Annotated in this window: 33 protein-coding genes and 1 riboswitch; of the genes, 5 read left to right on the forward strand and 28 right to left on the reverse strand. The window is 38.2% G+C overall.

Going from position 1 to position 25,879, the window contains the following annotated elements:
* Window positions 1-3: 3 nt before the first annotated feature.
* Genes HCJ50_RS12820 through pduA (HCJ50_RS12880) form a run of 13 tightly spaced genes read right to left on the reverse strand, consistent with a single transcriptional unit; the run spans window position 4 to window position 9,209 of the window.
* Window positions 4-267 carry a EutN/CcmL family microcompartment protein gene (locus HCJ50_RS12820; protein ID WP_185347550.1) on the reverse strand — a complete coding sequence of 88 codons (264 nt, stop codon included), beginning with the start codon at window positions 265-267 and terminating at the stop codon, window positions 4-6.
* Between the two features lie 4 nt (window positions 268-271).
* On the reverse strand, window positions 272-751 hold the full coding sequence (gene pduM / locus HCJ50_RS12825; RefSeq protein ID WP_185347548.1) for a PduM family microcompartment protein: 480 nt from the start codon (window positions 749-751) through the stop codon (window positions 272-274).
* Entirely contained in the window at window positions 748-1,587 is an 840-nt protein-coding gene (gene eutJ / locus HCJ50_RS12830) for an ethanolamine utilization protein EutJ (RefSeq protein WP_185347546.1), read from the reverse strand. The genes pduM and eutJ overlap by 4 nt, the downstream gene beginning before the upstream one ends.
* A gap of 19 nt (window positions 1,588-1,606) precedes the next feature.
* Window positions 1,607-2,242: a phosphate propanoyltransferase gene (locus HCJ50_RS12835; RefSeq protein ID WP_185347544.1), complete on the reverse strand. Its 636-nt coding sequence runs from the start codon at window positions 2,240-2,242 to the stop codon at window positions 1,607-1,609.
* 3 nt (window positions 2,243-2,245) lie between these two features.
* Entirely contained in the window at window positions 2,246-2,521 is a 276-nt protein-coding gene (gene pduA / locus HCJ50_RS12840; RefSeq protein ID WP_003719364.1) for a propanediol utilization microcompartment protein PduA, read from the reverse strand.
* Between the two features lie 24 nt (window positions 2,522-2,545).
* The gene (locus HCJ50_RS12845; RefSeq protein WP_185347542.1) at window positions 2,546-2,992 is read right to left on the reverse strand and encodes a BMC domain-containing protein; all 447 of its coding nucleotides are present in this window, start codon (window positions 2,990-2,992) and stop codon (window positions 2,546-2,548) included.
* Between the two features lie 12 nt (window positions 2,993-3,004).
* Window positions 3,005-3,352, reverse strand: coding sequence for a glycerol dehydratase reactivase beta/small subunit family protein (locus HCJ50_RS12850; RefSeq protein ID WP_185347540.1), 348 nt, complete (start codon window positions 3,350-3,352; stop codon window positions 3,005-3,007).
* The gene (locus tag HCJ50_RS12855) at window positions 3,349-5,175 is read right to left on the reverse strand and encodes a diol dehydratase reactivase subunit alpha (RefSeq protein WP_185347538.1); all 1,827 of its coding nucleotides are present in this window, start codon (window positions 5,173-5,175) and stop codon (window positions 3,349-3,351) included. Before HCJ50_RS12855 ends, HCJ50_RS12850 begins: the two co-directional genes overlap by 4 nt.
* Before the next feature lie 41 nt (window positions 5,176-5,216).
* Window positions 5,217-5,729, reverse strand: coding sequence for a diol dehydratase small subunit (locus HCJ50_RS12860; RefSeq protein ID WP_185347536.1), 513 nt, complete (start codon window positions 5,727-5,729; stop codon window positions 5,217-5,219).
* 16 nt (window positions 5,730-5,745) lie between these two features.
* Entirely contained in the window at window positions 5,746-6,405 is a 660-nt protein-coding gene (locus tag HCJ50_RS12865; RefSeq protein ID WP_185347534.1) for a propanediol/glycerol family dehydratase medium subunit, read from the reverse strand.
* A gap of 37 nt (window positions 6,406-6,442) precedes the next feature.
* Window positions 6,443-8,107 carry a propanediol/glycerol family dehydratase large subunit gene (locus HCJ50_RS12870; RefSeq protein ID WP_185347532.1) on the reverse strand — a complete coding sequence of 555 codons (1,665 nt, stop codon included), beginning with the start codon at window positions 8,105-8,107 and terminating at the stop codon, window positions 6,443-6,445.
* Between the two features lie 18 nt (window positions 8,108-8,125).
* Complete coding sequence (gene pduB / locus HCJ50_RS12875) at window positions 8,126-8,929, reverse strand: propanediol utilization microcompartment protein PduB (RefSeq protein WP_185347530.1); 804 nt, start codon at window positions 8,927-8,929, stop codon at window positions 8,126-8,128.
* Window positions 8,922-9,209: a propanediol utilization microcompartment protein PduA gene (pduA, locus tag HCJ50_RS12880; protein WP_185347527.1), complete on the reverse strand. Its 288-nt coding sequence runs from the start codon at window positions 9,207-9,209 to the stop codon at window positions 8,922-8,924. Before pduA (HCJ50_RS12880) ends, pduB begins: the two co-directional genes overlap by 8 nt.
* A gap of 302 nt (window positions 9,210-9,511) precedes the next feature.
* Between pduA (HCJ50_RS12880) and HCJ50_RS12885 the strand changes: the two genes are divergently transcribed.
* Window positions 9,512-10,396: a PocR ligand-binding domain-containing protein gene (locus HCJ50_RS12885; RefSeq protein WP_185347525.1), complete on the forward strand. Its 885-nt coding sequence runs from the start codon at window positions 9,512-9,514 to the stop codon at window positions 10,394-10,396.
* Window positions 10,397-10,552: 156 nt separating this feature from the next.
* Window positions 10,553-10,745: riboswitch (cobalamin riboswitch) on the reverse strand.
* Window positions 10,746-10,809: 64 nt separating this feature from the next.
* On the opposite strand, the gene cobC is transcribed toward HCJ50_RS12885, so the two are convergent.
* The 9 genes from cobC to HCJ50_RS12930 all read right to left on the reverse strand — a co-directional run bounded on the left by cobC (window position 10,810) and on the right by HCJ50_RS12930 (window position 16,964).
* Window positions 10,810-11,385 carry an alpha-ribazole phosphatase gene (gene cobC, locus HCJ50_RS12890; RefSeq protein ID WP_185347524.1) on the reverse strand — a complete coding sequence of 192 codons (576 nt, stop codon included), beginning with the start codon at window positions 11,383-11,385 and terminating at the stop codon, window positions 10,810-10,812.
* Complete coding sequence (gene cobS / locus HCJ50_RS12895; RefSeq protein ID WP_185347522.1) at window positions 11,386-12,132, reverse strand: adenosylcobinamide-GDP ribazoletransferase; 747 nt, start codon at window positions 12,130-12,132, stop codon at window positions 11,386-11,388.
* Between the two features lies 1 nt (window position 12,133).
* Window positions 12,134-12,691, reverse strand: a complete 558-nt coding sequence (gene cobU, locus HCJ50_RS12900) for a bifunctional adenosylcobinamide kinase/adenosylcobinamide-phosphate guanylyltransferase (RefSeq protein ID WP_185347520.1) — start codon at window positions 12,689-12,691, stop codon at window positions 12,134-12,136.
* Window positions 12,679-13,437, reverse strand: a complete 759-nt coding sequence (gene cblS / locus HCJ50_RS12905) for an alpha-ribazole kinase (protein WP_185347518.1) — start codon at window positions 13,435-13,437, stop codon at window positions 12,679-12,681. Before cblS ends, cobU begins: the two co-directional genes overlap by 13 nt.
* Before the next feature lie 25 nt (window positions 13,438-13,462).
* Complete coding sequence (locus tag HCJ50_RS12910) at window positions 13,463-13,894, reverse strand: EutP/PduV family microcompartment system protein (RefSeq protein WP_185347516.1); 432 nt, start codon at window positions 13,892-13,894, stop codon at window positions 13,463-13,465.
* 5 nt (window positions 13,895-13,899) lie between these two features.
* Complete coding sequence (eutS, locus tag HCJ50_RS12915; protein ID WP_185347514.1) at window positions 13,900-14,250, reverse strand: ethanolamine utilization microcompartment protein EutS; 351 nt, start codon at window positions 14,248-14,250, stop codon at window positions 13,900-13,902.
* Window positions 14,251-14,398: 148 nt separating this feature from the next.
* A complete protein-coding gene (locus HCJ50_RS12920) occupies window positions 14,399-14,953 on the reverse strand; it encodes a BMC domain-containing protein (RefSeq protein WP_185347512.1) in 555 nt (184 codons plus the stop codon).
* Complete coding sequence (locus HCJ50_RS12925) at window positions 14,950-16,305, reverse strand: 4Fe-4S dicluster domain-containing protein (RefSeq protein WP_185347510.1); 1,356 nt, start codon at window positions 16,303-16,305, stop codon at window positions 14,950-14,952. The genes HCJ50_RS12920 and HCJ50_RS12925 overlap by 4 nt, the downstream gene beginning before the upstream one ends.
* A 188-nt stretch (window positions 16,306-16,493) precedes the next feature.
* A complete protein-coding gene (locus HCJ50_RS12930; RefSeq protein WP_185347508.1) occupies window positions 16,494-16,964 on the reverse strand; it encodes a precorrin-2 dehydrogenase/sirohydrochlorin ferrochelatase family protein in 471 nt (156 codons plus the stop codon).
* A 91-nt stretch (window positions 16,965-17,055) separates the two neighbouring features.
* On the opposite strand from HCJ50_RS12930, the gene HCJ50_RS12935 reads away from it, so the two are divergent.
* From HCJ50_RS12935 to HCJ50_RS12945, 3 genes are all read left to right on the forward strand, one after another.
* A complete protein-coding gene (locus tag HCJ50_RS12935; RefSeq protein ID WP_185347506.1) occupies window positions 17,056-17,463 on the forward strand; it encodes a VOC family protein in 408 nt (135 codons plus the stop codon).
* A gap of 137 nt (window positions 17,464-17,600) precedes the next feature.
* A complete protein-coding gene (locus tag HCJ50_RS12940) occupies window positions 17,601-18,173 on the forward strand; it encodes an ATP-dependent Clp protease proteolytic subunit (RefSeq protein ID WP_185347504.1) in 573 nt (190 codons plus the stop codon).
* Between the two features lie 60 nt (window positions 18,174-18,233).
* Window positions 18,234-18,581 carry a nuclear transport factor 2 family protein gene (locus tag HCJ50_RS12945; protein ID WP_185347502.1) on the forward strand — a complete coding sequence of 116 codons (348 nt, stop codon included), beginning with the start codon at window positions 18,234-18,236 and terminating at the stop codon, window positions 18,579-18,581.
* A gap of 49 nt (window positions 18,582-18,630) precedes the next feature.
* Here the strand turns inward: HCJ50_RS12945 and HCJ50_RS12950 are convergent, their stop codons facing one another.
* Genes HCJ50_RS12950 through HCJ50_RS12965 form a run of 4 tightly spaced genes read right to left on the reverse strand, consistent with a single transcriptional unit; the run spans window position 18,631 to window position 22,033 of the window.
* Window positions 18,631-19,083, reverse strand: coding sequence for a GNAT family N-acetyltransferase (locus tag HCJ50_RS12950; protein ID WP_185347501.1), 453 nt, complete (start codon window positions 19,081-19,083; stop codon window positions 18,631-18,633).
* A 19-nt stretch (window positions 19,084-19,102) separates the two neighbouring features.
* Window positions 19,103-21,325 (reverse strand): glycoside hydrolase family 3 protein, encoded by a 2,223-nt coding sequence (locus HCJ50_RS12955; protein ID WP_185347499.1) that lies wholly within the window; start codon window positions 21,323-21,325, stop codon window positions 19,103-19,105.
* Window positions 21,326-21,342: 17 nt separating this feature from the next.
* Window positions 21,343-21,678: an inorganic pyrophosphatase gene (locus tag HCJ50_RS12960; protein WP_185347497.1), complete on the reverse strand. Its 336-nt coding sequence runs from the start codon at window positions 21,676-21,678 to the stop codon at window positions 21,343-21,345.
* A 7-nt stretch (window positions 21,679-21,685) separates the two neighbouring features.
* A complete protein-coding gene (locus tag HCJ50_RS12965; RefSeq protein ID WP_185347495.1) occupies window positions 21,686-22,033 on the reverse strand; it encodes a MerR family transcriptional regulator in 348 nt (115 codons plus the stop codon).
* Window positions 22,034-22,101: 68 nt separating this feature from the next.
* On the opposite strand from HCJ50_RS12965, the gene HCJ50_RS12970 reads away from it, so the two are divergent.
* The gene (locus tag HCJ50_RS12970; protein WP_111142798.1) at window positions 22,102-22,401 is read left to right on the forward strand and encodes a putative quinol monooxygenase; all 300 of its coding nucleotides are present in this window, start codon (window positions 22,102-22,104) and stop codon (window positions 22,399-22,401) included.
* Between the two features lie 52 nt (window positions 22,402-22,453).
* Here the strand turns inward: HCJ50_RS12970 and HCJ50_RS12975 are convergent, their stop codons facing one another.
* Window positions 22,454-24,100, reverse strand: coding sequence for an amino acid ABC transporter ATP-binding/permease protein (locus HCJ50_RS12975; protein WP_185347493.1), 1,647 nt, complete (start codon window positions 24,098-24,100; stop codon window positions 22,454-22,456).
* Between the two features lies 1 nt (window position 24,101).
* A complete protein-coding gene (locus HCJ50_RS12980) occupies window positions 24,102-25,817 on the reverse strand; it encodes an ABC transporter ATP-binding protein/permease (protein WP_185347491.1) in 1,716 nt (571 codons plus the stop codon).
* Window positions 25,818-25,879 lie beyond the last annotated feature (62 nt).

Here is a 25,879-nt window from a genome sequence, read left to right on the forward strand (position 1 = left end):
TCCTTACTTATCAAAACTATCAACAATTGCAATAATTGCCGAGTCAATTGCACTATTCGGTTCCATAAAGACACTTCTAGCAGCATTTCCCCGAGCGACAAGGACATACTCACCAATACCAGCACCAACAGAATCACATGCAACTTCTTCAGAACGAACATTTTCTCCATTTGCATCTACTGGTTGGACAATCATTAATTTTTTCCCAACAAGCGAGTCTTCTTTTTTAGTAGAAACTACACTTCCAGTAATTTTTGCCATGTACATTCCATCACTGCCTTTCCCGCACTGCAATATTATTTTTCACTAAAAATTCATTTGCAAGCGGTGTAATAAGCTGCTTTTTATATTTGCAAAGTGTACTTCCGCTTGGGATTATTGCGCTATCACTATAACAAATAACGCCACCTTCTGAATGAACCAACAGCTCACCCGTAACACTAAAAATTGGAAACGGAATAGACGTGAGCATCTGATAATCAAGCCAAGGTTCCCCGTTATCAAATAGTTCTAGTTCTAGAGAAACCTCATAATCTACTGCTTTTTTTAACCAGCAAGATAAGAGCTCCGAGCGATTTCCACTAAGCAATCGTTCTAGAAAATGCTGGTTTACTTGTGTTAACCGAACTGTTCCGCTTTTCATAAAAACCGCAACTGGATCACGTGGCATTTTCGAAACAGGGATACTAGTTTGGTTAGCTGCTCGCATTTTCAAGCGTTTGACAATGATTTTTACTAATTCTTCTATCATAGATTTCCGCTCCCTGAACTCATTGCAATACCAAGTGGCGTAACATATTGTGGATAATTTGGTTGAAAAACAGGCACTTTCAAATAGCTTTCAAATGTGCCTTTAAATTGGCTATATGCCGAAGCCCCGCCAACAATATAAAGTGGTTCTGAAGGAGATTTTTCGAGATGAACGCGGGTGATTTCTGCCATTTTCTCAACTACAGGGCGCATCACAGAGTAGTGTTCGCTTGAATCTTTTTGTTTTCTTTTATTCTGTTCAGCTTCTTCTACGGTAACTCCATAGTAACCTGCTAGAACAAGTGTCATATGTGTTCCCCCAGTTGGTTCGTCAGCGGTATAAATCACTTCCCCATCCTGAAAAACACTAATACCGGTTGTACCACCTCCGACATCCACTACTGCTCCATTGTTTAAATCAAGCACTGCAGCAGCAGCGGTTGGTTCATCAATCGTATAAAGTGCCTCCATTCCTGCACTTTCGATTACGTTAGCAACGACTTTTTTATTATTACCAATTGTGCCGGGTGGGATTGCTCCTGAAGCATGTGTTAGTGTTATCCCGAGGCATTTCTCTGCCCGTTCTTTAAGACGTGTTACCACTTCCACTGACTCGCGGTAATTAACAACTAGGCCATCCCTTACTGCATCAGCAAATTCAAATGCACCAAAAAGTGGCACATCGTCCTCATCTAATACAACAAATACAATGGAGGATGTACCTAAATCGACGCCAACTTTCACATTTGCTTCGTTAGCAATAGATTGTTTTTTGTCTTTATTCATTAATGCCGCGAGTTGTTCCATTCGCTCATTTGCTACTTGTAAAATGTCCATTTCTCCACCTCCTTATTAGTTACGGCTTGATTATTTTTGCAAAAGCATTGCCAGCAATATCTGCCGCATTTGCTTCATCGGTATCAATATGCATTTCTGGAATAAATTGGTTATTTACTCGAATCGTACAATGATGCAAAATGAGGCTACGCATTTCTGAACCAACTTGAACAGAAACTTCATCCCCCTGTTTTACACCATATTCCGTCGCTACACTTTCTGGCAAATGAATATGACGTTTTGCAATAATCGTACCTTTTGATAAAGTAAGTTCGCGTTCTTTTGAAACGAGTTTAATTCCGGGCGTTCCTTCAATATCACCAGAAATACGAATCGGTATTTGCATTCCAAGCATTCTTGCGTCAGTTTTAGAAAGTTCCACCTGCGAAAATTTGCGTAATGGTCCTAAAATTCGGACACGTTTTAATTCGCCCTTATCAGAAACAACCGTTAATGTTTGTTCTGCTGCGAATTCGCCTGGTTGTTTTAGCCATTTCTTCACTTGAATTGGCTCATTTGGGAATAATTGGTTATAGTCCGATTCTGTAAGATGGATGTGGCGGTTAGAGACTCCAATTGGAATCTCTGTCTCCGCACCATCAAGTTTTGCTGCCACTATTTTTTTAATCAGACTTTTTAATTCTTCTCGTTCCACGGTTTATAGTCCTTTTGGTAACAATGTTTCCACATCATTATGAGGGCGTGGAATAACGTGGATAGATTGAACTTCTCCCACATTACGTGCTGCTGCAGCTCCTGCGTCTGTTGCTGCTTTTACTGCGCCAACATCACCACGAACCATTACTGTTACAAGTCCAGAACCAATTTTTTCATAGCCAACAAGTGATACGTTAGCTGCTTTTACCATTGCGTCAGCTGCTTCAATTGCGCCAACAAGTCCTTTAGTTTCAATCATTCCAAGTGCGTTATTCATTTTATTTCCTCCTTAAAATTGGGTTTATTTTTCTTCGTCAAAATGGATGCAGTCTTGTCTAGGATCCCCTTTTACTCGAGGGCAAGCTGGATCATGACATAAATTGCATGTTGCTTCTGCCATTACTTCTGGTTCAGCTGGTTTTTCTTGTTCTACCGGAGCTGGTTCCTCTTTTTCTGGTTCCGGTGCCACTTCTTCTTTTGGCCAAAACACTGTGAAAATTTCTTCTCCTGGACGAGGAATGACCTTTTTCGCAACAAAGCTATCTGATTGGATGGCTGTTTGCTCTCCTGCTTCTAATGCTGCATTGACCGCTGCGACATCGCCTTCAATTTTCACCGTAATCCAGCCAAAACCTTTTGCTTTTTCAGTGTCAATTAAATCAATATTTGCTACTTTAGCCATAGTATCAGCTACAGTAATTGCGGAAGCCAGTCCTTTAATCTCAATAATACCAATCGCTTGATGCATTCCTTCACCTCCTTATTTAAAAGGTACACCCTTAACAAGCCGCGCCGCATTCATCCCTATATTCCGTTTTTCTTCGGTAGTACTTGCTTCAAAACGGTACTCAGAAAAAAGTGGTTTATCTGGGGGTAAATTACGATAATGAATCACTAAATGATCATTTTTTAGTGTAACTCCGACTAAAAGCGGCGAACTTGCAGAAGCTCGAAATGCTGCCTCTACCTCATCTTTTAAGGGCATAATTTCTAACTCACAAGGAATGCCTTCTTCTTCTATTCCAAACAACACTTGCTTAATACAATCTGGATTCGCATCTGTATCTGCATGAAAATATATCGCTGGTTTACTTAGAACAGGAATCATGCACGATCGCCTCGCTTATTAGAAAGTATTAATCCAGTTGCTACAGCATTCCTTGGACCTTCTTTTCCGCGAATATTTCCACGACCAGCCACAAGCGAATAATGCGAAAGTGCATCCGTAATTAATTGTGGAATCTCAAAATCAAGTGCAGATCCTCCAACAATTACTACAAATGGAATGTCGCGAATATTTCCAGTTGGGCTAACATATTCAAGTGCGCGGATAGTATTCGTTACAAAAACTCGCTCTTTAGCAGAACGGCGTACTAATTTAATTTTTTCGATTGATACATCTCCTGGAATTGGGATAAAGCCATCTGGTTTTACAATAACTACTTTGGCAAATACGCTTGGAGAAAGTGGGGTATCAAAAAACTGAACTGTGCCATCTTCATGACGTATATGGAAAATACTTTCTACTTTTGCTAGCGGATATTTTTTAATATCTTCTGCTAAATAGCGATCTTCCAAACCAATTTCTGACTGAATAATCATGGTTACCATATCACCAGCACCTGCTAAATGAGTTGCAATCATCTCTCCCTTACCATTAATAATGGAGGCATCCGTCGAACCTGCCCCAAGATCTAAAATGGCTAGAGGTGTATTTGTTCCCGGGGTTGTAAGCGCACCAAGAATTGCTGCTTCGGCTTCTGCTCCTCCGATTTTAACAGCTACTTTTAATTCTTGCTCCATCTCAGAAGCAATCGCAGCCATCTGCAAATGATCACTTTTTACCATCGAGGCAATACCAACCGCTTGTTCCATCGAAAATTCACCAGCAAGACCACCTTGAACATCCATAGGGACAAATGTATCAACCGCAAGTAAATCTTGGATAAAAATATCTGCTGGAAGTTTATCTGTTAGTCCAGCCATTGTTTGCCGTACTTTTTCAAGCATCCCACCAATGTTCGTTCCTGGTTCTCCGCTCGCATTATCCAGTTCTGATAAGGACCTAATTGCTTGCATAATTTTGTCGGATCCTTCTGCAACATTTACACGAAGCGTCCGATTCCCAGAGGTGAGCTCAATGTGACCAGCTGGAATAGTGCGTGCTTTTACATCCCCTTCAGGAGTTTTAATTACAACCGCAGAACGATTGCCAATTAAAGCTCGAGCGACTGGAATAATATTTTTTGTTTCATCAGAATTTAAATGAAATACCGTCGCAATACCGTATGGATTTGAAATTGTTTCAATGACCTTACCTGGTGCTGCAACTTCAACCGCTGCCAACATATCTACAGGAACTTTATCAATAAAACTAACTTCATCTACTATCGGTATTTTGTGATTTAAGCGATTATGAACAAGGACGCCATCATCCGCTTGAAGAATTGCAGCTGTAATTTGATAACCGCGTTCAGCATAAGCATTTATCGCTAGTGCCGCATCTTCAAAGTCGACTGTTTTTGGAATGATAACAATGTAACTATCCTTATTTGGTTTGGAAGCTAACTCATCCAAAAGAACTGTTATACCGGAACCCATCCCTAGCCCACCAGGTGTTTTGGGATTATGCCCAATCATGGTCGATTCAGTGATGATTGTTTCGGTAATTGTTTCCATCGCTACATCACCAATTACGGGAGTTGCTTCATTAATCCGAATTTCGGCTAAATCAGCAGAAGTTGCACCTACCTGTTTTAAAGCAAGATTTAATGCTTTAAAAATTCCATGAAGATTTTGTTTTGTTCCCTTGATACCAGTCGTTTCCGTAATGGCACTTGCAACAAAAACTGGGTCATCCAAAGAATCATTTTTAGCAAATGCTACTTCTGTCGTAGAGTTTCCGATATCAATGCCTGCAATATACTTCATTTATTTCACCGCATTTCCTTCGTAATCGAGAGCAAGATGTTTTAGTTATCACCTTTTAATTTTTTACGCTCTTGATAAAGTTCTGCTGCTTCACGTACATAATTTGAACAAATGGTTGCATGATAAACATTTTCTAACTCATCTGCAATGGCAAAAAGTTCTGCTTTGGAAGAACGATAAGGACGCATCGCATTATAAATTTCTAAAATACGCTCATCCGGAACAACCGTTAGTTCTGCTGCACGTTCAAAATTATTAGCAAGTGTCGCACGACCAGCATCTCTTGCTACTTGTGCTTGCATTTTTAATGTTTCGGCAGTTACTCGAACATCTTCTGGTTTAATCGTACCGTCTAAAACATTTTTTAAAGTAATATCATCTAATGATTTTTCGGTGGATGTTTTAACAAGTTCTGGACGTTTTGTTCCAAGTGGGTAATCACGAACTGTAAGCGAATCTCCGCTTACTTTCTGTGAAGTAGTTGTTTTAACCGCACCACTGTTAACTTCTTGCAAAATATCTCTAACCATATTTTCTAAAGCTTCTTGATTCATTTTTTTCACCTCACTATTAGTTTACTTGTAGTTCTACCGCATTTTTCCCTTGAATAACATGTTTCGTTTCTTTGATATGAAGTAATGCCGCTTTTGCTTGGAATTTAGGACGAGCCATTTGATCATTCACCATTGGTACTGGATTAGGTGATTCACCTTTAGCATATTTCGCAGCATTTTTTCCGATTGCACGATATGTTTCAAGTGTAATTAGTGGTGCTTGTGGGAAAAGTTCTAAATTTGAAAGTGGTTGTAAGTCTTTTTGGTGGATTAAAGCTGTTCCACGTGACTGAATTCCGATACAAATACCAGAACCACTTAATTTATCTCCTTCTACTGCTACAAAAGCAACGTCAGAAGAACGGAATACACGAACAACACGTGCCTTTAATCCTTCTTCCTCAATTCCAGCAATTACTTCTCGTAAAATTTGTTTATGTGGGACACCAACTATATTTTTCGTTTGGTATTTTCCAAAAGCTGGCGCAACAGCGATAACCACTTCATCTTTTTGTCTTCCAGGTTCAGCTTCCCCAACTTCTGTTAAAAAGCTTTCTTCTGAAACTGCAGCAACAGGTTTTTCCTTTTGAAAAGAAATTTTATCTTCTTTTAGCTGTAATTCATCTAGCACTTCGGATATAATTCCGCGAAGTACTTTTTCGTTAATTTCAACCATGTCTCTTAGTCCTCCTTTATAAAAAATGGGAAGTAGCTTAGTCTAATTCGTTTGCATCAACCGCAACAGCGATATCTTTTAATTTTTCCCAACGTTCGCCCTCTAAGCGATAACCAGTTCCTGGACCAGCATAATCATTTAAATCATTGACAGAACTAATAACATTCCAATCTTTGTCAATAATTGCAGATGTATGAAGGAAGTCCCCGGATACACGTTGTTTCAACATATTAAGTACGCTTTCGGCAACATCATCATATCCACCAGCAGATAAAGCTTTTACTACATCAAGACCTGTTACACCACGATCCATCATTTCAGCTGCTGCTTTAATATCTTCTACCATATTACGTTCTGGCATATCTTTGCTTCCACGTGCATATGTTGCTGCTTCTACTTCTTCATCCGTTACTTTTGGAAGACCTAATTGTTCAAAAACAACTTGGATAACACGAGCCGCTTTATTTCTTACTGCAACAACTTCTTCTTCGGTAACTGGGGTTAAACCACCATCTACTTTTAAATCACGTTGTAAAATATTATAATCATCAAAATCATCTGCATCGAAATTGGAACCTGCAAACATATTGTCATAGTTTGGTGTTGCACTATAACCAGAAGAAATATAGTCAGTTCCAGGTAAGAATTGCATTAGTAAACGAGCTGTACGACGAATATCAGAATGCGAGAATGTTTGGTCATTACCAGATGCAACTTCCAGATCAAGCATTACTGCAATTAAATTCTCTGCAAGTACAGCACGAATTCCACTTGGTACTGCTCCTGGAATTCCGATACAACTAATTGATCCATTTTGTAATCCTTGAACGCCAGCTGCTTTTGTAATGAAAATACAGCGAGATTCTAGGTATAACATTGATTTTCCTTCTGCATATCCCATTTGTACTTCCGAACCTGTTCCTGAAGTGAAACGCATTTTCAGCCCACGGGAAGCATAAGCACTAGCTAAAATCCCTTTAGACCAAGGTGTGTCGTCTCCATCTGTGAATACTGGTTCTGTTCCATAAACGGAAATAGTTTCTGCATAACAAGTTAATCCACGCATACCAAGTTCTAACTCGGTTGCTTCTTCTAAGGAACATTGTGTAAGTACGCCGCCACGACCAGTTTGTGACCCAACTAGTAAGCTAAGTGCATTAAATGGTGCATAACGAACTACCGCAACAGTTGTTTCTTGTTCATCAAAACCACGAATTGCTGCTTCTGCTGCATCCGCTGCGATTTGTACTGGGTTATCACGTAAATTAGTTACGTGAGCTTGTGTTGTAGGTGTCCGACGAGAACGCATTTTTTGCATTGACATCATCATTTCTACTACGTTCATTTGTGATACTACTTCTACAATTTTTGCCGGTGTCATCGCAGTTGTAAGTAAAACGATTTTTTCACGTGGTACATTTGGATCACAAAGCATATTGGCAAGCTTCACAGAATCCATTTGCATAACTTCTTCTACACGAGATAAATCAATCCCATATTTAGCGATAAAATGGTCGATTAAGTCAAATTCAGCTAGTTTTTTGCTATCCATTTCGACTACTTTACCATTTTCTATTTTAATGCTAGGTTTTGGATCATTCGGGCTTTCCATTGCTATTAAGCCTTCTTCTATCCATTCCTTTACAAAACCATCTTGATTAACCGGGCGTTTTGCTAATTCTTCAAAGCGTTTTGATTTCATCAGTCGTTACCCTCCGTTCTAAATGTAGGATGGACGATCATTTTTCGGTTCATCCCCTAAAGCTCCAAGTAATTTTTTACCAATTTCACGTGCTGAAACAACTGCTTGACGAACAGCACCAGAATCTCCAGAAATGCATAGAATCACTTCATTAGAGAAACTAGTTCCGTCAGTTGGTGAAGAATAAGCAACTACATCAACATTTGCCGATTTCACTGCTGTATCAGCCATAACTACACCAATACCTGCAGGACCACCGACAATAATGCCGCAAGCTTTACCAACTGGAGATCCAAAAGCTTTTTCGAGTGCATGACTCGCACGTGCTGTATATTGAAGTTCAATATGACCAGCCTCGTTTCCGTATACATCACCGAAAGTTTTATCTAATTCATTAAGCGCAACTTCTACTGCGCGTTTTACGTCAGAAACATCATTTCCACCAAAGATAATTAAAGAACCGTGACCTGCGCCACCTTTTGTATCTCGTGGTAATTCAATTTTTACTACTTCTGTATTTGTTGCTTTTACAGCTTCATCTGCTGCCATAATATGTGGACCTGCACCTGTACGGGCTCCCAAAATACCAATAGAACGGTACGACTTTTCAAGCTTCATTGCTTCTAAAAGTTGACCATCTACATTCGCAATCACTAGGCCGATTGTATCTCCAATCGCTGTTCCTACAAACTCTGTTAATTGAACTGCTTTTTCACTCATTTGACGTGATCCTCCATCCTCTACTATTTTTTCCGGGTCATTTCCAACCGTTTCCATTACCTGTTTTAGAATTTCGTCAATCAGTTTATTCTGCTCACTCATCTGACTTCACCCTCACTGGCAAAATTTCTTCCACATCTGTGTGCGGACGAGGAATAACATGAGTACTCATTACCGTGCCAACGTTTCTTGCTGCTGCAGCCCCAGCTTCTGTTGCTGCTTTTACTGCGCCAACATCCCCGCGAACCATAACAGTTACAAGACCAGACCCGATTTTTTCGTACCCGTTTAATGTTACATTAGCTGATTTAACCATGGCGTCAGCGGCTTCAATGGCGCCAACTAGCCCTTTAGTTTCAACTAAACCTAGTGCTTCTTGCATGGGTGTACCTCCTTTGTAATAATAAGTATTTTACTCTCTCAGTATATGCAATTCAGACTATAAATAGTTGGCACTTCCGGGAATAAAAAAAGAAGACCCAAATCATGTTTTAACACAATTTTGCGCCTTTAAAAAAAATAACGACAAAAACCCATCCACTGATGCACGGTTTCAGTCTCCAACTATAAAATTTATCGTAGCAATATATTGTTATCTTCATGGCAAGAAAATGTAAGCGCATTATAAATATGATATACTTATAGCGACAAATCACGCTAAGTATCGCCGAAAGGGGAATCACTATGTTACTACAGTCCAAAAGCAACGAATTACTTATCGAAAAAGTCATGGATGAATTTTCAGCAGCCACCAGTTTAGCATCGGTTGTAGTTGATATCCATGGTACCGAAGTTTCTAGATTATGTAACTTTACTCCTTTTTGCCAACGCATTCGTTCCAATCCAAAATATCGCTCGCTATGCCAAAAATGTGATATGTTTGGTGGACTCGAAGCATCCAAAACAGGCCAACCACTTATTTATCGATGCCATGCTGGATTAACAGACTTTTCCGTACCAATCGTTGTTGAAAATCAGCTTAGTGGCTTTTTATTAAGCGGCCAGGTCATTTGTGAGGAAGATAGTCAAGTTGGTAATATTCAAACGGAAGAAACTGACTGGAAAAATGATAAAGAACTCATTTCTGCTTTTCGTTCTGTTCCTGTATTTAGCGCCAAAAAAATCAACTCTTCTGCAAAAATGCTTACTATAATTTCGCAATATTACTTAAAGTCAGAGATGGAAAAAGGTCGCGAGGAACAAAAACAAAAAATCGCTTTTCATCATACAAAAGTCGTGCATCAAGAAGAAAATAAAGAAATTCGTAAAGCTCTGAAATATATTGAGAAAAACCTTAATCGTACTATTACACTAGACGAGGTTGCTAGTCATGTATTTCTAAGTTCCTATTATTTCAGTAAGCTCTTTAAAAAAGAAATGAATGTGAATTTTATCAATTATGTTAACCAAAAGAAAATGTCTCTAGCAAAAGATATGCTTAAAAATCCGCGTTGGTCTATTGATAACGTTGCAAGAAACTTAGGCTTCACACAAACCAGTTATTTCTGCAAAGTGTTTCGCAAAGAATTCGATATTACACCAAAAGGCTACCGAGAAACATTAAAATAAATAGCTATAAAGTCATATTCTTCTATAAGAATATGGCTTTTTTTCATCCTTAAAAAACAAAAAAACTTTCATCCAAAATCGGATGAGAGTTTACATACATAGCAAATAACATTACTACGTTTACTCACATACGCTTTTTAGGACCCCGAAAAAGAGCTGTTTCCATCTTATTTGGCGAGTATCCTGACTTGGCTTCTTCCAAACATTGAACCTTCCCATACATAAAAATCATGTACAGTGGTTATCTCAATCTTTGTCCACCTTACAGTTGCGGGGGCAGTTTCGGCATCTAACCGAATTCCTCTTTCAGAAATGTTTATCCATTCCACCAACATAAGAACTATTTAATTAGTTACATCTTATCACAAATCCATTATAAAAAGAGCGCTTCCACCTAAAACAACAATATTATACTATTTATTTAAAATTAAAAAACGAGCAGAATCATTGTCCCACAAAGAATAACACCCTTGCTTAAAATCAGCATCCCAATATTGTGTTATTTGCTTTTTTTGCAAAAAGAGCGTGATTAATCGCAAAACACCTAGATGACCGACAATTAAAACGGTATTTAGATTCTGCCAATTGCTCCATTCAGCCTCTATTTTTTCCATTACACGTTTATAAAAAAGCGAGAAATTTTCTCCGTTTGGAAAATCCGCCGTTTGCCAATCATGACAATATGCCTCCCAAGCTACAGGAAATAACGCATTAATTTCCTGATATGTATGCCCCTCGAAATCCCCAAAATTTAATTCGTTAAGTTCTGAAAAATGAACCACCTTTGTATCGCTCAAAATAGCAGCAGATTCTTTTACTCGTTTTAAATCACTTGTAACAACCAAATCAAGCGAGTAGCTAGCCAACTTTTCTTTTAGCTGTTGCATCTGGATTTTCCCTGTATCATTTAGCGATACATCCGTTTGACCGCCATATTGTTTTCTTTTGTTCATTTCTGTTTCACCATGTCTCACTAAAATAAGTTGCATTTAAATCAACCCCCAAAGTAGCACAAGGCAAAATAAACAAACTAATTGTCCCATCTGTCCGCCCGCTCCTAGTGTATCCCCATTCATTCCACCAATTCTTCGGTAAACAAAAGTACGATAACCAACAACAAATAATAGCACACCAACGTATGCAATTAATCCTACATACGAAAAAAACAAGCCTAAAAACATAAGTACCATTATTTGCGATAAAATAATAATCCAAAGTGGAACACCTAAAAAAATGGCACCTAAACCTTCTTTAGATCCAGCATATTTCATATTTCCAAAAAGCAACATTGTTACTCCCTTAGCGACAATCGGTAACATAAAAAACAGCCAGCCAATTTGGCTAACATCAGGAACTGAAATAAATAATGCCGCATACAATAGAAAGTAAAAACTAATAGCAATCACACCATTGGCTCCAACCCGACTATCTTTCATAATTTCTAGCATCCGTTCCTTTTTACGAGAAGAAAAAAGCCCATCTGCAGTATCGGCAAGCGCATCCACATGAAACCCGCCTGTAATAATTATTTCTGCAAAAAGCCCCGTAATAATTGCGACTGGAAGCGGCATAACCAGATCAACTAACGTAAAAACAAGCCAGTTCCAAGCGCCAATTACAACGCCTACTAAAGGAAGTAACACACTCCCTTTTTTTAAGTTAATCTCCGCCATATTAATTTCGATAGGTATTGGTATTCGCGTAAAAAATTGAATTAATAAAATAAATGTTTTCATGCTATTTCCACCTTTTCGGAATGCCACTTAAAACAAAATAAACTTCATCCGACTGAGCAGCGATTTGTTGGTTTACTCGACCAATTATATCTCTAAAAATCCGTGTCATCTTATTTTCAGGAACGACACCAAGTCCGATTTCATTTGTAACAAAAAGCAACTTCGCATCTGCTTTACTCCCCGCTAACAAAATCTCCAAAACTACGGATTGAATTTCTGTCTCTATCTTATCAGCCAAAGAGTTTGTTAGTTCTTGTTCACCAAGTGCTTGAAAGAATAAATTCGTCACAAGCATCGTCACACAATCCAGTAAAATTACCTCATATTTCTTAGCATGCGCATTTAAATATTCTGGAATTCCTTGAAAAACTTCTAATGTTTCCCAAGTTTTTGGTCTGGATGCTTGATGTTTTTTAATTCTTGCTTGAAATTCCATATCATCTTGAAAAGCGATACCCGTTGCAACATAAAGAACCCGTTCAGAGTTTGATGCCACTTTTTCAGCAAAACTACTTTTTCCACTCCTAGCTCCACCTGTTACAAGGATTATTTCTCCCATGTTGATACCTCATTTCTATGTATAGCTCCTAAACATTTTGCACTAGGATATTCTTTCAAAAAAGGCGCGGCTAAATCGGCTTTAACTGCAGCTAAAATAACAGAAGCAGGTCCCGCAGTTTTATTCATTTTTTCATCATTTAATGTGTCATCAGGAATAAAAACACCATTATTCAGGTGTGCCAACAAGTTCGCTTCATAAGCCATTCCTTTTGATCCAACAGGAACCACTTCCAACACTGCATTATTTTTAATTAGACGTTTTACCAATTGGTAGTCTGGCATTTGATCCATTTTTTGCAATACTTCTGCTCCGACAATTGGTTCTCCAAACGCAAATAAAATCGCAGCTTGATGCACATTAGTTATTTTCAGTGCCGCTCTAGTTGCGAATCCGGTTACAAGCACACCAACACTGGTCGCTGCTACTTCCATATTTTCTTCTGTACTACCATTTAATTCAATATGCGCTAAATTAGCTTTTTTTAATTCATTCTCTAATCCAGCGATAATACGTCTTCCAGTTGGCTCCATTTCAGCACCAACAACATCACTTACCGCTACAACTTCTGCGCCCGTTGCAATCATTTCAAGCAGTGCTACCCGCAATGTTAATTGGCCAGTTAACTCTGGCGCAACTGTTAGACTATCATGCAGTTTCTCGCCAAAGCCAGCACTTATATCACAGCTGGTTAATATACAACCACTTGGTAAATCAATGATAGATAAATCCCTCACTTGCGGCATGGAAAGCACCTCCACCTAATAAAAATTAATCTTCTAAATATGCGCGAAGTTCTTCGATGCCAGTTTCTTCTACTGAGGAGATATAAAATATTTTTTTCGCGCCAGCCAATTTTAATTCTCGTTCTGCTCGCTCAATATCTTTGTCCGATTCCGCTAAATCCACTTTGGTAACAATCCCAATAACCGGCTTAGCAAAAATACTAGCAAACATCGGAGAAAATGTTTGTTTTTTCTCAGTAACACTTTGTAAAATCGCAATAACCGCGGCATCAGCTGCAGTAACTGTTAGCGCACTATAAAGTTGTCTATGTTGCACAAATTCACCGGGTGTATCTATCATTTCTTGAAAATAGTCCACCGCTTGCGTTTTCTTATATAAAATATCAAAACCATGTAATTTTTGGCATAGTGTTGTTTTTCCACAACCAACTGATCCCATTACCATCATTTTCTTCAAGTGACTCAGCTCCTAGTAAGTTTTGGAATCGAGAAATCTAAAATTTCATGTAAAGAATAAACCACTTGTTGTAGAGCCGATTCCACGGATGAAACATCTCCAGTAAGTACAACCGATCCACTAAAACGGTCAATAAAACCAATTTGAACATCCCCTGATTTAGTGGCGATATCACTGGCAATAATTGCTGCTTCACTTGGAGTTATCGTTAAAATACCAATAGCGCTAGCACCCTCTTCTAGACCTAATTTTATATAAATATCACGGTTAGGATTGGCAATTAAATGCGCAAGTGTCACCTGTTTACCTGGTACGTATTCTTGAATTACACGCTCTTTATTATCATCAAAACTCATTTTTCTCACTCCTTATCTAGACAAACTCTCTCAAAATAATCCTAACATATTAAAACACCACTATTTTGTCAGATTCTACAAAAGGCACGCAACCTCAGTCAGTGCGCACCTTTTTTTAAAAGTCCATGACAATATAGTGTTATCTTTTTTAATAAATTAAGCTCTCAAAAACTTCTTTGCGAGGACGTGGAATAACTACTTTATTAATTAACAGTGCCTCTTCCTTTGCAGCTGAAATGCCTGCTTCTACTGCTGCTTCACATGCTGCTGTATCACCAGTAAGTACTACAAATGACTTTCCAGCAATACCTGTCGCTAAACGAATATCCATTAGCTGGACATCCGCTGCCTTTACTGCTGCATCTGCGGCAATAATAGATCCAGAACAAGAATAATATTCCATCACACCTACTGCATTCATTTCATCAGGAACCTCCGTTTTGTTGATAGCCTTAATTACTTGATCTGATACTCGTGGAATCACTAAGTTTCCAACAATATTTGCTGCACCTAGTTGCGTTCCGGCTTCAATAGATTGTGCTACCGAGTCGACGGTTCCAGCAATTAGTATATAATACTTCCCTGGACAGCTGGCTTTGGCATAAATCAACTCTGAATTTGCTGCTTTAAGCATAGCATCAACTGCTTCAATGCCTTTTGAAATACTATTTAGTTCTAAAAATCCTAATGTATCCATTTTCATGACATCACCTTCTTAATATGAACTTTGTCTTCTGTAATACTTATGATTTGACCATCAATGCTGGCATGAATATTCGCCCCTAAAGCAGTATCAGGAATTTTAGCAATTAAGTCTCCTTTTTTCACCAGGTCTCCTTCGCTCACTACTGGAATTGACGGCGCACCTATATGCATTTTTGTTGGGATAAATACTTCCTCCACATCTAAATAATGCATTTTTTCTAAATGAACATCGGCATATTGCTGCAAGCCCATTTTTATTAAAATATTTTTTGGAGCAATGGATTTATATTCTCGCATTGGATCTGGGGTAAACTCTTTTTTGTCCGTTTGATAACGAATTCCTTGTTTTAAAAGTTCTTTTTTTACATGAATATTTACTTGACGCGGGGAAAGCCCCATTGGACAAGCAATTACTTCACAAATACCACATTCACAACAAATCATTGCTTCTTCCCAAATAGGATCATCTTTAATCGCGGAAATATCTTCTGCAACTGCAAAATGACGCATCACTTTATGGGGGTGAATATCGTGTCCAAGCTGTTTACGTGGACATAAATCTGTACAAAGTGTGCACTGGATACATGCTGATTTAGTTTCATTAAAAATTTGCTCTACCGTTTGATAATGCAGTTTATGCAAATAACCCGTATCTTCTGCAACAATCAGACCAGAAGTTGTTTTTGTCACTACTTTTTCAGAGATAGTGGATTGATTGTTTAATTTTCCCATCATTGGTCCGCCATCTAGAAAAAGATACTCTGATAAGTTTGTACCACCAGCAGCAGCTAAACATACTTCAAAAGGAGTTCCAACTGGTACATCTAACAGCTTTGGTTCGCCTACTGCCCCAGTAACCGTTAATTGCTTTCGAATCACAGGAGCACCGTCATCAATCGCATGGAAAACATTCCACATAGTTGATACATTCGAAACAATACAACCTACCATTAATGGAATTCCGCTTGGAGGTACAACTCGTCCGGTTACTTCAAAAACCATTACTTGTTCATCACCGGTTGGATACACATTATCCATCTCATGAATAGTCACACTGGAATTAAGTTCTTGAATCGCCATGCGTAGTGCTGCGATTTCTTCAGTGTAATAACGCTTTGTTGCAATAACTGCAAATTCTGCACCTACTTGGCTTTTAACCATTTCAATAGCTTTAACTGTTTCAACTGCATGGTTTCTCATAACAAAATGATCTGTTTTTAGTAACGGCTCACATTCAGCCGCATTAATGATTAAATATTCTACTTCTCCGCTAAATTTGGCATGTGTTGGAAACCCCGCTCCACCACAACCAACAACACCAGCATCTTTAATTTTTTCTAAAATGGACATTGGTTCAACACCCTCTTAATAGTTTTTCAGTATACTTCCATGATAGAGCGTTTACATTCCAAAATCTATAGTAAAATTTTGCAGGTGGAAAGACAGCAATATAGTAGAACAAAATGATATATTTAACTCCATTCCTTTATAATGAAAAAAGCTAAAAATACCTACTTTCAGGAATTTTTAGCTTTTTTCTAATTCTTTTTAACTCGTTTAGCAATTTCTTTTGTATCAAAGTTATCAACTAGATCTTCTATTTCATTTTTTACTTTTTTAGCATAACTTGGATTTCCTCCATCTGTTGAAATCCCAATAACTAATTCCTTTTTCGTTACTGTCGCCATATTAAAAAAGGTAGAATTGGCTTGGTTTGTCGTATCATTTACCAGCTGATTAGCAGAAGCATCTTGCATAACTGCTTGATTTACTTCGAGATTATCTGTACAAATAAAAACCAGAAATGCGCCTTCCAGATGTTCTTTACGATAGGCTTCTTCTAAAAAATGTACATCCAATGTTTTAATTTCTGGCAATACAGTTATACCAACAACTAAGACATCCGCAGCAGTCCCCACTAATCCCTTAGCCTTACGAAGTGCCACCTTCCCGCCACCGATAATCACTACTTTTTTCTCAGTCAAATCTAACATAATCGGATACTTCATCAATAATCCTCCGTATATTTTTCTTCATTTTAACACATAATCTACTTTAAAATCGGGTATATTAGAAATAAATCAAAAGGAGGTAGAACAAATGTTTAATCATGCAAAGCCCGTTTCGACTTTCCTGACTTTTAATGGAAATGCCGAAGAAGCAATGAATTTTTATCTAGCAACGTTTCCCGATATTAAACAAGTCGCCCTCACCTATTTTACCAAACCAGAACAAGGAGGAGAAATTGGCAAAGTATTGAATGGTACTTTTGAAATTAAAAATGCTGCTTTTATGGTAATGGACATGACAGATAATGCTTCACCAGATTTTAGCTGGTCTGCCTCAACGATCTACTTTGCTGAAACAGAAAGTGAATTCGATGACCTTTTTAACAAACTTTCTAAAGAAGGAACTGTGATGATGGGACCTGAAGAAGTCGAACAGCTTCGAAAAGTCGCTTGGGTAACAGATAAATATGGGGTTACTTGGCAACTTGTTTTCCAATAATTTTTAGAGAAAGCGCGGATCATCGCGTTTTCTTTTTTTAGCAAATCATGCTATTCGAATTGTTTGACCATTTTCGACCATTATGCTAAGATACTTGTAATGCAACTAATACAAGGCTTTTAAAGGAGGACTTTTTCATGGCAGAAAATAAAAACAATGAAAATATTACAAACATCCTTACTCAAAAATTAATTGATACGCGAACTGTATTAATCTACGGTGAAATTAATCAAGAGCTAGCAGAAGATGTTTCTAAACAACTTCTACTATTAGAATCTATTAGTGACGAGCCAATTACCGTTTTCATTAATAGCCAAGGTGGGCACGTGGAAGCTGGCGATACCATTCATGATATGATTAAATTTATTAAGCCAACTGTCAAAATAGTTGGAACTGGCTGGGTTGCAAGCGCCGGAATTACCATTTACTTGGCAGCAGAAAAAGAAAATCGCTTTAGCTTACCAAATACACGTTATATGATTCACCAACCAGCTGGCGGTGTACAAGGTCAAAGTACCGAAATTGAAATCGAAGCAAAAGAAATCATCCGGATGCGTGAACGAATTAATCGCTTAATCGCCGAAGCAACTGGTCAAACATACGAGCAAATTTCCAACGATACTGATAGAAACTTCTGGTTATCCGTGAATGAAGCAAAAGATTACGGCATCGTCAATGCAATTATTGAAAACCGCGATAGCTTAAAATAAACCAAACGAGGCTAACTTAATCGAAGTTAGCCTCGTTTTTTATCGAAAGGATGGGTATAAATGGAATTAACAAAGGAAAATTTTCAAAAGTTAGACGAAATTCATTTATCCACGGACAACCGGCAGTCTATGGAAGAAATTATCGCTATTTTAAGCGAGTCTTATATAGAGATAACACAAAGCGGTCAAATAACAGACTATGCGTATTATAAATCACTAACCTCTTTAAGTACCAATCCGCTAGAAATAATCGACTACGCTATAAAAATAATGGATCCAACAAAAGTGCTTAGCTACTATAAACTAAAAGATACCGTGGAAAATACTTATACAATGAGAAGTAATTTATGGGTACTTGAAAACGGCGCTTGGAAACTTACTTTTCATCAAGGGACTAGGATAGTGTGACAACTCCAACAACGCTATCTTCCTTACGTTGTTATTCTTTTTTAAAATTTCAAACTAAATCCTTTCGAAATAAAATAGTATGCTTCATTTCAGATTTCTTTTCAAAGCCCATTTTTGTTAGAAATTGAATAGCCGCCACATTCTCTTTCCGCACTTCATCCAACATAACTCTACCACCACAGTCATTCACAAAATAAGCTAAAAACTGTTGTAAAGCTATTTTGGCGATAGAATGACCACGATATTTTGCGCCAACTTTGATATTTAAATGCGCAACACCATCTTTCAAATCTCGAAAACTTACTTCACCGACAGATTGCTTATTCCATTTTATAATAAAATAGGCATTTGTTTTTAATGATTTTGATTGTAACCAGTCCATTCTAGTTTCTTTTGGAAAAGGAAATGGACCACCAAGAATTTGTGTGGTTGCAGGATCTCCCCATAACCATTCAATAAAGGGAAAATCTGCGGTAGTTGGTTTTTGTAATAGGATTTCCATGCTAGTCTTCCCCTCCGTTCTAAATTTTTTTATATTTGCTGACACGTTCATCCTCTATCACACCAGAGAAATCTTGTCCGTATGCAAAATCATAGCGATTACCAAGTTCATCTGTGTAAGGCGTCATATCATGAGCAACATCTTCTTTTTGTGTTTCAACGACATCCATACTTGCTGGCATTTGGAATGGTAATAAGCCACTTGGTTCTGTTTCGCCGCAAAGAATCGTTAGCAATGCTTGCGTGGTGGCGGAAAAATGAACTAACAAGCCATCAACTGCTGTTTCGAACTCAGCGACAACTGTCGGATTGGCACTATCTAAACAAACAATTACTGGTTTATCTCCCATTATTTTTTTCGTTGTTAAAATGGCATCTAAATCAGATTCGTTTGTCGTTTTATTCGTTTTGTTTTTATAAGAACGATTAGTTGACTCCTCAAGCGGATCTCCACCAGCAATACTGATTTCACGAGCAAGTTTAGCAGTATACGGCCGATATTGTAAAGAAATTGGCAAGTAGCCATCTTGTTCCGTATAGGCAACAGACTGTGGTGATTCGATAAAGACAAGCGCAAAATCAGCTTCCTTTGGGTCTTCTACTAATTGATAAAATTTAGCTACTATTTGTTTATCTACTGGAAACTGTTTTGTTGCAGCAATCTTTTTACCAAACCAATCAAACGTTTCTGGACGAGTTCGCTCCGGAATATATACTTTTAACTTTTTCGCCAGTGGTAAGACTTGTTTTTTATTTTTAAGAAGTACCACTGATTTTTTCTGTGCCTCAAATCCAGCTTCCATATAAGTAGGATTTCCACATATTTCTTTGGATTTTGCTAGCGATAAGTAAGGGTTTTCGAATAAGCCTGTTTGGAAAATGTTGCGTAATAAGCGGTGAGCACTTTGTTCGAAGCGGCTGCGCATCACGTCTTCACCAAATTGCGCTTTACCCATTTCATAGGCAGCAAGTACTGGTTTTAAATCATTGTTTCCACCAAACTGATCGACACCTGCTAAAATCGATTGATAATGCCGTTCTTCCACTGATTTATCTTCCACACCCCAACTTTTCCCAGAAATAAATTGACTCATACTGTGATTGTCGTGCGTAATATTCCAATCAGTACAAACAACCCCATCATACTTATATTTATCACGTAGTAAATCTTGGACTAAATAACGATTAAAGCCATTGCCAACATTACTGGGAGTTTGATTGTAGGAAATTGTATAATAGGGCATAATGGCGCTTGCGTATCCCGTTTTATCTAGTTTAAAAGCGCCTTCTGTAAATGGTTTTAAATGCGCTTCAAAATTATCCCCCGGGTACACGGCATATTTTCCGTAAGCATAATGCGCATCTCGACCAGCTTCCCCACTACCGCCACCGGGCCAATGTTTCACCATCGCATTAACACTATCACTTCCAAAGCCTGCTTCACTATTTTGGAAGCCTTCACAATAAGCTTTTGCCATATCCGCACTCAGCTTGCTATCTTCACCAAAAGTTCCGTTAAACCGCATCCAACGTGGTTCCGTCGCAATATCGACTTGTGGGGATAATGCCGTTGTAATCCCTAACGCGCGATATTCTAATGAAGCAATCTCACCAAATTGTTTTACTACTTCTGGATCGAAAGTGGCAGCAAGTCCAAGCGGTTCAGGCCATTTGGAAATATCGCCACCAGAACCTGCATTAAATTCTGTATTCGCTTCACTCGTATGGCGTGGATCGCTACTCATATTAATCGGAATCCCAAAATCCAAGTTTTCCACAAAAGCTTGCATTTGGTTATTCCAAGTCACCGCAGCTTCGGTGTTTTCCACTGCTGTTAATAACACATGGCGCAATCTATCCTCTTTTAAAAATGCCTTTTGCTGATCGGTAATATCCGAAATTTTTGCCTGCTTATTTTCCTTTAAAGGTAAGTCATCATAAGTCCCCGCAAACATCTCCGCAAATCGCCCCGTTGTTGCCACACTTTGATGCCCACTATAAAGCATTAATCCCGCAATCTCTTCCAGCGGTAATTGTGAAACTAAATCCGCAATTCGTTCCTCCATCGGTAAACGCCAATCTTCATAAGGATCTAGCCGTCCATTTTTATTTAAATCTTTAAATGCAAAACCATCTATTTCTAAAATTTCCACTGTGCTGTCTTTCGCAAGGCCTAGAGTCTCTCCATTTTCATTTTCAATTAAAACATAGGTATCGTTGTCAGTTACTTTATATTTTTTCATCTTGAAAACTCCTTTTCTTAATCAATCAGTTCTATTTCCGAATCAAAATATTGTTCAATAAAATAAACTTTTTTTGTCATTTCTTCTAAGGAAAGTTGTTCCCCTGGAGAAGTCGCTATCCATTTTTCCTCGACATCATCTTTTCTAGTGATAGTTGCAATGAGTTCCCCTGTAAAAGTTGTCAATGGCTCATCCACTTTACTAGAAATAATATAAACATCCTGCTCTTCGTCATCCCCGCCGATAATCCCGCTTACAAAACCGTAATTTATTGGGTATGTATTACCAAATTTATCTTTGTAACCAATTGGCCTATCAACCGTGATTTTTAACTTTAATTTTTTCATTTTCATCTGTATTTCACAACCTTTTTTTGTATGTGTCTATTTTATTCCCTACAAAAGAAATAGTCTCAGCAAGATTTGCTTGCTGTTCATAAAGAGCTTCCAAATGCGTGTCTAGCATCTTCATCCTATCTGACAATGAAGTATCTCCAAGCTTTTGCAATCTCGCAAACTCTTTCATATTTCTTAGTGTCATACCTGTTTGTTTCATTTTGAGCAATAACTGCACCCAACAAAAATCTTCCTCACTGTATATTCGGTAATTTTTTTCATTTCGTGCGGGCATTAATAATTTTTCTTCCTCATAATATCGAAGTGTATCAATGGATAGTCCCGTTTTATTCGAAAATTCTTTAATAAACATTGAATTCCTCCTTGCTACCCGAGTGTACTCCATACTTTAAGCTTAACATATTAAAAGGAGGAGAAGAAATGAGAACTGATCATTATTTATATTGTACTGCGGTTATTCAAACAACTGGAAAAGTGCCTTACGAGCAACTTGTGGAACACTTGGCAAAATTAAGAGAGCAAACTATAGCAGAAACTGGATGTATCATGTTTAAAGTCGTTCCATTAGAAAAAACAACAGGTCGGTTTGCTCTTTGGGAAATCTGGGAAGATCAAACTGCTTTTTATACACACCACGATCAAACTTACACAAAAGAATTTTTCCAAGCTGAACTTGATACGATAGAATTTTTCGAAAGCTCCGAGAAAGTAGAATTGTGATAGCCAAAAACAGCCTGTAAACATTTCTGTAGACAGGCTGTTTCTATTAAATTTATTTTATAATCCTATTCAACTTCCCTTTCTCCAAATAAATCCGCTCTTCCGCTAAATCCAGCGTTGTTTCACGGTGGGAAATTACCAAAACCGTTTTATCCTTAACCTCTGAGCGTAAAGTTGTAAGAATCGCCTGCTCATTCACATAATCCAAATTACTCGTTGGTTCATCGAGCAGTAAAAGCGGCGCATCATGAAGAAATAGTCGTGCTAGGCCAATTCGTTGGCATTCCCCATCAGATAAATTCCGTGCTTGACCGCCAACTTTCGTATCATATCCCTCTGGTAAAGTTTCAATCCACTCGTCTAAAGCGGCTTTTCTCGCGGCTTCTTTTACGTCTTCCAAAGTCGCATCCTTTTTCCCTAACCGAATATTATTACCAAGTGTATCTTCAAATAAAAATGTACTTTGCTCCATCACGCCTTCAAGTTGATGCAGCGATGATTCTTTAAGATTTGGAAGCTTTTTCCCATTTAAGCTAACTTGCCCCTCTGGATCAAAATATCGCATCAGAATTTTCATCAACGTACTTTTTCCACTACCACTTTCTCCACCAATTCCTAACCATTTTCCATTTGGCAAATCAAGCGACACCTCACTCAAAATTGACTGGTTGCCGTCATAGCTAAAACTTACTTTATCAAGTTCTGCTTTTTCAAAATCCGTTAATTCTAGCTGACCGTCAAAAACAACCGTTGTTTTTTCTTCCGTTAAAGCATTCAACCGTTTCCCACTAGCAAAAGTAGTTAACAAAGCCGTTCCTAAACCATTTAACGCTAACACCGACCCAAAAGAACTTAAACTTAACACTGTCCCAATTAAAACAGTTTCCACTGATAATTGCCAGAAGCTTCCTAACCCTAAAACCAAAGCCGCAGTTCCAATCAAAACCCATTCACTCAAAATTTGTAGCTGAGTTCCCTGTTTTAATTTCTTTTGATACTGCCTATTCAACTTTTGCCCGCTCTCATTTAACATAGCTAAGCGCTGTTCTCCTAATTTAAATTGAAAAACATCTTGCAAACTAGCAACATTTTCCATCACAGCTTGATTTAATCCAATAAATTCCGTTTGATAATCCGCTCCAATCTGCTTGTTTCGGTTATAACTAATTACTGGTAAAACGATACCAACTAAAACTTGACCAATGAAAAGTATTAACGCCAAACCGACATCATAAGTCCCTAAATAGACCACTGTCACTATCGTCGTTCCAAGCGCAATGAAAACTGGTGAAATAGTATGTGCAAAAAACACTTCCAAAGCTTCCACATCGGTTGTAATTGCCGTAATTAAGTCACCACTTTTTTTACCAGATAAGCGTGCAGGCCCAAGTTTTCTAAGTGTCGCAAAAATTCGTTCCCGAATAATCGCTAATAATCGAAAAGCAATATCGTGATTTAAATACTGTTCCGCGTACCTCGCCAGCCCACGAATTATTCCACAGCCCACCATTACGATAAGCCACTTTTGCGGACTCAGAGCTTGTCCTAAAACAACCGCCAAAATTCCATATGCTCCAATTAAAGAAATCGCAATTACCGATAAATTACTAATAATCCCTAGTAAAATCGCCAAAAACATCCGCATCTTCAAAGGTTTCACAAAACTTAACAACCAACGAACAATCATCCATTCTGTCAAATTAAGCGCCCCCTTTCAGTAACTTTACTTCTTCTAAAAAGTAATTCTTAAAGTAAATAGATTCTCGTTGTAACTGTTCAGGAGCGCCTACTTCTACCAATTTCCCGGCTTCAAACACCAACACTTGGTCCGCATCTAAAACATTGTATAACCGGTGTGAAATAAAGAGTACCATTTTTTCCCGTGCCAAATCTTGCAGAACCTCCAAAATGATTTTTTCACTTTCTAAATCCACCCCAGAAGTAATTTCATCAAAAACATACAATTCCGCTTCTCGTAGCATCGCCCGCGCAAGTAAAAGTCGTTGCCGCTGACCACCAGATAAGTTACTCCCATTCTCTTGCAAAGTTTCTGCCAATTGCTCAGGCAAATTTCTAACAAAATCTGCTAAACAAACTTGCTCCAACACACGCCACAAATCCGCCTCGCTCGCTAGTTGGTTACCGATTAATAAATTAGCGCGAATACTATCAGCATAGAGATAGCCATGATTATCGACTAATACCCCTTGCTTTCGAATCGCCTCCTCATTTAAATCCGTAAGTGGCACACCATTCCAAACAAGCTCCCCTTGATATCCAGACAATTGATGCAATAATACCCGAGCAAAAGTACTTTTCCCAGAGCCTGATTTCCCAACTAACGCAGAAAAAGTCCCTTGCTGAAAACTAGCTGATATCCCTTGGAGCGCAGCAGTTTTTTCCTTGTTATATGTATAAGACAAATCATGAACATTAATTTTTTCTAAAGCTGTATCAAGCTCATCCTTCCCATAAACTTGCTCTGGTAATTCCAAATAACTAAACAATCTGCTACAAGCACTAATCCCATTCATCGCCACATGAAAAAGTGAGCCTAATTGGCGCATCGGAATAAAAAACTCCGCACTTAATAATAGAAACATCAACATTCCCGTTGTAGTAATAGTTCCACCTTTAAACCCAATTAAAGCTATGCCAATCCCAAGAGCTGCCCCGCTATACGAAATAATATCCATAATCGTAATCGAATTTAGCTGCATTGACAATAAACTCATCGTCGCTTTACGAAAACGTTCCGCATCTGTTGCAACCTCTCGTTGTTTATATTTATCTTGATCATACGCTTTTAAAATACTAAAACCGCTTAAGTTTTCATGAAATTTACTCCCTAAGTTCGTATAATCAGACCAATAACCACTCAAAATCCTCTTCGCAATTTTCATCACAGCCATAATCACTACCGGAATCATCGGCATACAAATAAGAAGCACCACTGCCGACACCCAAGCAAAACCAACTAAACTCAAAAAAATCATCAATGAAGCAATCAAACAATAAAACAACTGCGGTAAAAAACGCGCATAATAAATTTCGAGCTGTTCAATCCCATCCACCGCAAGCTGTGTTAAAGTGGACGCTTTTAATTGCCCCTCGTTATTCCCTAATCGAAATGCTTTTGCCATAACCGCCCGTCGCATTGACAAACGTAATTCCGCTGAAGCTTTGTATGTTTGCTTTTCCATTAATTTTGTAAGCACTGATTTGCCCATTAAAACGAGCGCAACCGTGCCAACTAAATAATATATATCGATCCTTTGTCCATCTAAATAATTCGTTAATTGTTGAGCAAAAATGAACCACAAAGTAATCATTAGCCCTAAATGGATAGTACGGAAAAGAATTAGCAAAATTAATGGCTTTTTTTCAACCAATTGGAAGAGACGTTTATCAATCATTATTGTTTCCCCCAATCATATATGGATATTGCTTTTTCATATAACTTGTTTTTTTGGCTCTA

It is taken from the genome of Listeria immobilis (assembly GCF_014322765.1).
Classification (GTDB): domain Bacteria; phylum Bacillota; class Bacilli; order Lactobacillales; family Listeriaceae; genus Listeria; species Listeria immobilis.

What these genes read in the sequence shown, in the direction of transcription:
- HCJ50_RS12820 (WP_185347550.1), bottom strand. Translation starts at nt 267, where the DNA reads ATGTACATGGCAAAAATTACTGGAAGTGTAGTTTCTACTAAAAAAGAA.
- eutS (WP_185347514.1), bottom strand. Translation starts at nt 14,250, where the DNA reads ATGAGTTTTGATGATAATAAAGAGCGTGTAATTCAAGAATACGTACCA.
- HCJ50_RS12860 (WP_185347536.1), bottom strand. Translation starts at nt 5,729, where the DNA reads ATGAATCAAGAAGCTTTAGAAAATATGGTTAGAGATATTTTGCAAGAA.
- cobS (WP_185347522.1), bottom strand. Translation starts at nt 12,132, where the DNA reads ATGAAAACATTTATTTTATTAATTCAATTTTTTACGCGAATACCAATA.
- HCJ50_RS12920 (WP_185347512.1), bottom strand. Translation starts at nt 14,953, where the DNA reads ATGAAAATGGATACATTAGGATTTTTAGAACTAAATAGTATTTCAAAA.
- HCJ50_RS12950 (WP_185347501.1), bottom strand. Translation starts at nt 19,083, where the DNA reads ATGGAAATCCTATTACAAAAACCAACTACCGCAGATTTTCCCTTTATT.
- HCJ50_RS12885 (WP_185347525.1), top strand. Translation starts at nt 9,512, where the DNA reads ATGTTACTACAGTCCAAAAGCAACGAATTACTTATCGAAAAAGTCATG.
- eutJ (WP_185347546.1), bottom strand. Translation starts at nt 1,587, where the DNA reads ATGGACATTTTACAAGTAGCAAATGAGCGAATGGAACAACTCGCGGCA.
- HCJ50_RS12980 (WP_185347491.1), bottom strand. Translation starts at nt 25,817, where the DNA reads ATGATTGATAAACGTCTCTTCCAATTGGTTGAAAAAAAGCCATTAATT.
- HCJ50_RS12925 (WP_185347510.1), bottom strand. Translation starts at nt 16,305, where the DNA reads ATGTCCATTTTAGAAAAAATTAAAGATGCTGGTGTTGTTGGTTGTGGT.
- HCJ50_RS12960 (WP_185347497.1), bottom strand. Translation starts at nt 21,678, where the DNA reads ATGAAAATGAAAAAATTAAAGTTAAAAATCACGGTTGATAGGCCAATT.
- HCJ50_RS12945 (WP_185347502.1), top strand. Translation starts at nt 18,234, where the DNA reads ATGGAATTAACAAAGGAAAATTTTCAAAAGTTAGACGAAATTCATTTA.
- cobU (WP_185347520.1), bottom strand. Translation starts at nt 12,691, where the DNA reads ATGGGAGAAATAATCCTTGTAACAGGTGGAGCTAGGAGTGGAAAAAGT.
- HCJ50_RS12865 (WP_185347534.1), bottom strand. Translation starts at nt 6,405, where the DNA reads ATGGTTGAAATTAACGAAAAAGTACTTCGCGGAATTATATCCGAAGTG.
- pduA (WP_185347527.1), bottom strand. Translation starts at nt 9,209, where the DNA reads ATGCAAGAAGCACTAGGTTTAGTTGAAACTAAAGGGCTAGTTGGCGCC.
- pduA (WP_003719364.1), bottom strand. Translation starts at nt 2,521, where the DNA reads ATGAATAACGCACTTGGAATGATTGAAACTAAAGGACTTGTTGGCGCA.
- HCJ50_RS12940 (WP_185347504.1), top strand. Translation starts at nt 17,601, where the DNA reads ATGGCAGAAAATAAAAACAATGAAAATATTACAAACATCCTTACTCAA.
- cobC (WP_185347524.1), bottom strand. Translation starts at nt 11,385, where the DNA reads ATGCAACTTATTTTAGTGAGACATGGTGAAACAGAAATGAACAAAAGA.
- HCJ50_RS12935 (WP_185347506.1), top strand. Translation starts at nt 17,056, where the DNA reads ATGTTTAATCATGCAAAGCCCGTTTCGACTTTCCTGACTTTTAATGGA.
- HCJ50_RS12955 (WP_185347499.1), bottom strand. Translation starts at nt 21,325, where the DNA reads ATGAAAAAATATAAAGTAACTGACAACGATACCTATGTTTTAATTGAA.
- HCJ50_RS12930 (WP_185347508.1), bottom strand. Translation starts at nt 16,964, where the DNA reads ATGAAGTATCCGATTATGTTAGATTTGACTGAGAAAAAAGTAGTGATT.
- cblS (WP_185347518.1), bottom strand. Translation starts at nt 13,437, where the DNA reads ATGCCGCAAGTGAGGGATTTATCTATCATTGATTTACCAAGTGGTTGT.
- HCJ50_RS12965 (WP_185347495.1), bottom strand. Translation starts at nt 22,033, where the DNA reads ATGTTTATTAAAGAATTTTCGAATAAAACGGGACTATCCATTGATACA.
- HCJ50_RS12850 (WP_185347540.1), bottom strand. Translation starts at nt 3,352, where the DNA reads ATGATTCCTGTTCTAAGTAAACCAGCGATATATTTTCATGCAGATACA.
- pduB (WP_185347530.1), bottom strand. Translation starts at nt 8,929, where the DNA reads ATGAGTGAGCAGAATAAACTGATTGACGAAATTCTAAAACAGGTAATG.
- pduM (WP_185347548.1), bottom strand. Translation starts at nt 751, where the DNA reads ATGATAGAAGAATTAGTAAAAATCATTGTCAAACGCTTGAAAATGCGA.
- HCJ50_RS12870 (WP_185347532.1), bottom strand. Translation starts at nt 8,107, where the DNA reads ATGAAATCAAAACGCTTTGAAGAATTAGCAAAACGCCCGGTTAATCAA.
- HCJ50_RS12855 (WP_185347538.1), bottom strand. Translation starts at nt 5,175, where the DNA reads ATGAAGTATATTGCAGGCATTGATATCGGAAACTCTACGACAGAAGTA.
- HCJ50_RS12970 (WP_111142798.1), top strand. Translation starts at nt 22,102, where the DNA reads ATGAGAACTGATCATTATTTATATTGTACTGCGGTTATTCAAACAACT.
- HCJ50_RS12845 (WP_185347542.1), bottom strand. Translation starts at nt 2,992, where the DNA reads ATGCATCAAGCGATTGGTATTATTGAGATTAAAGGACTGGCTTCCGCA.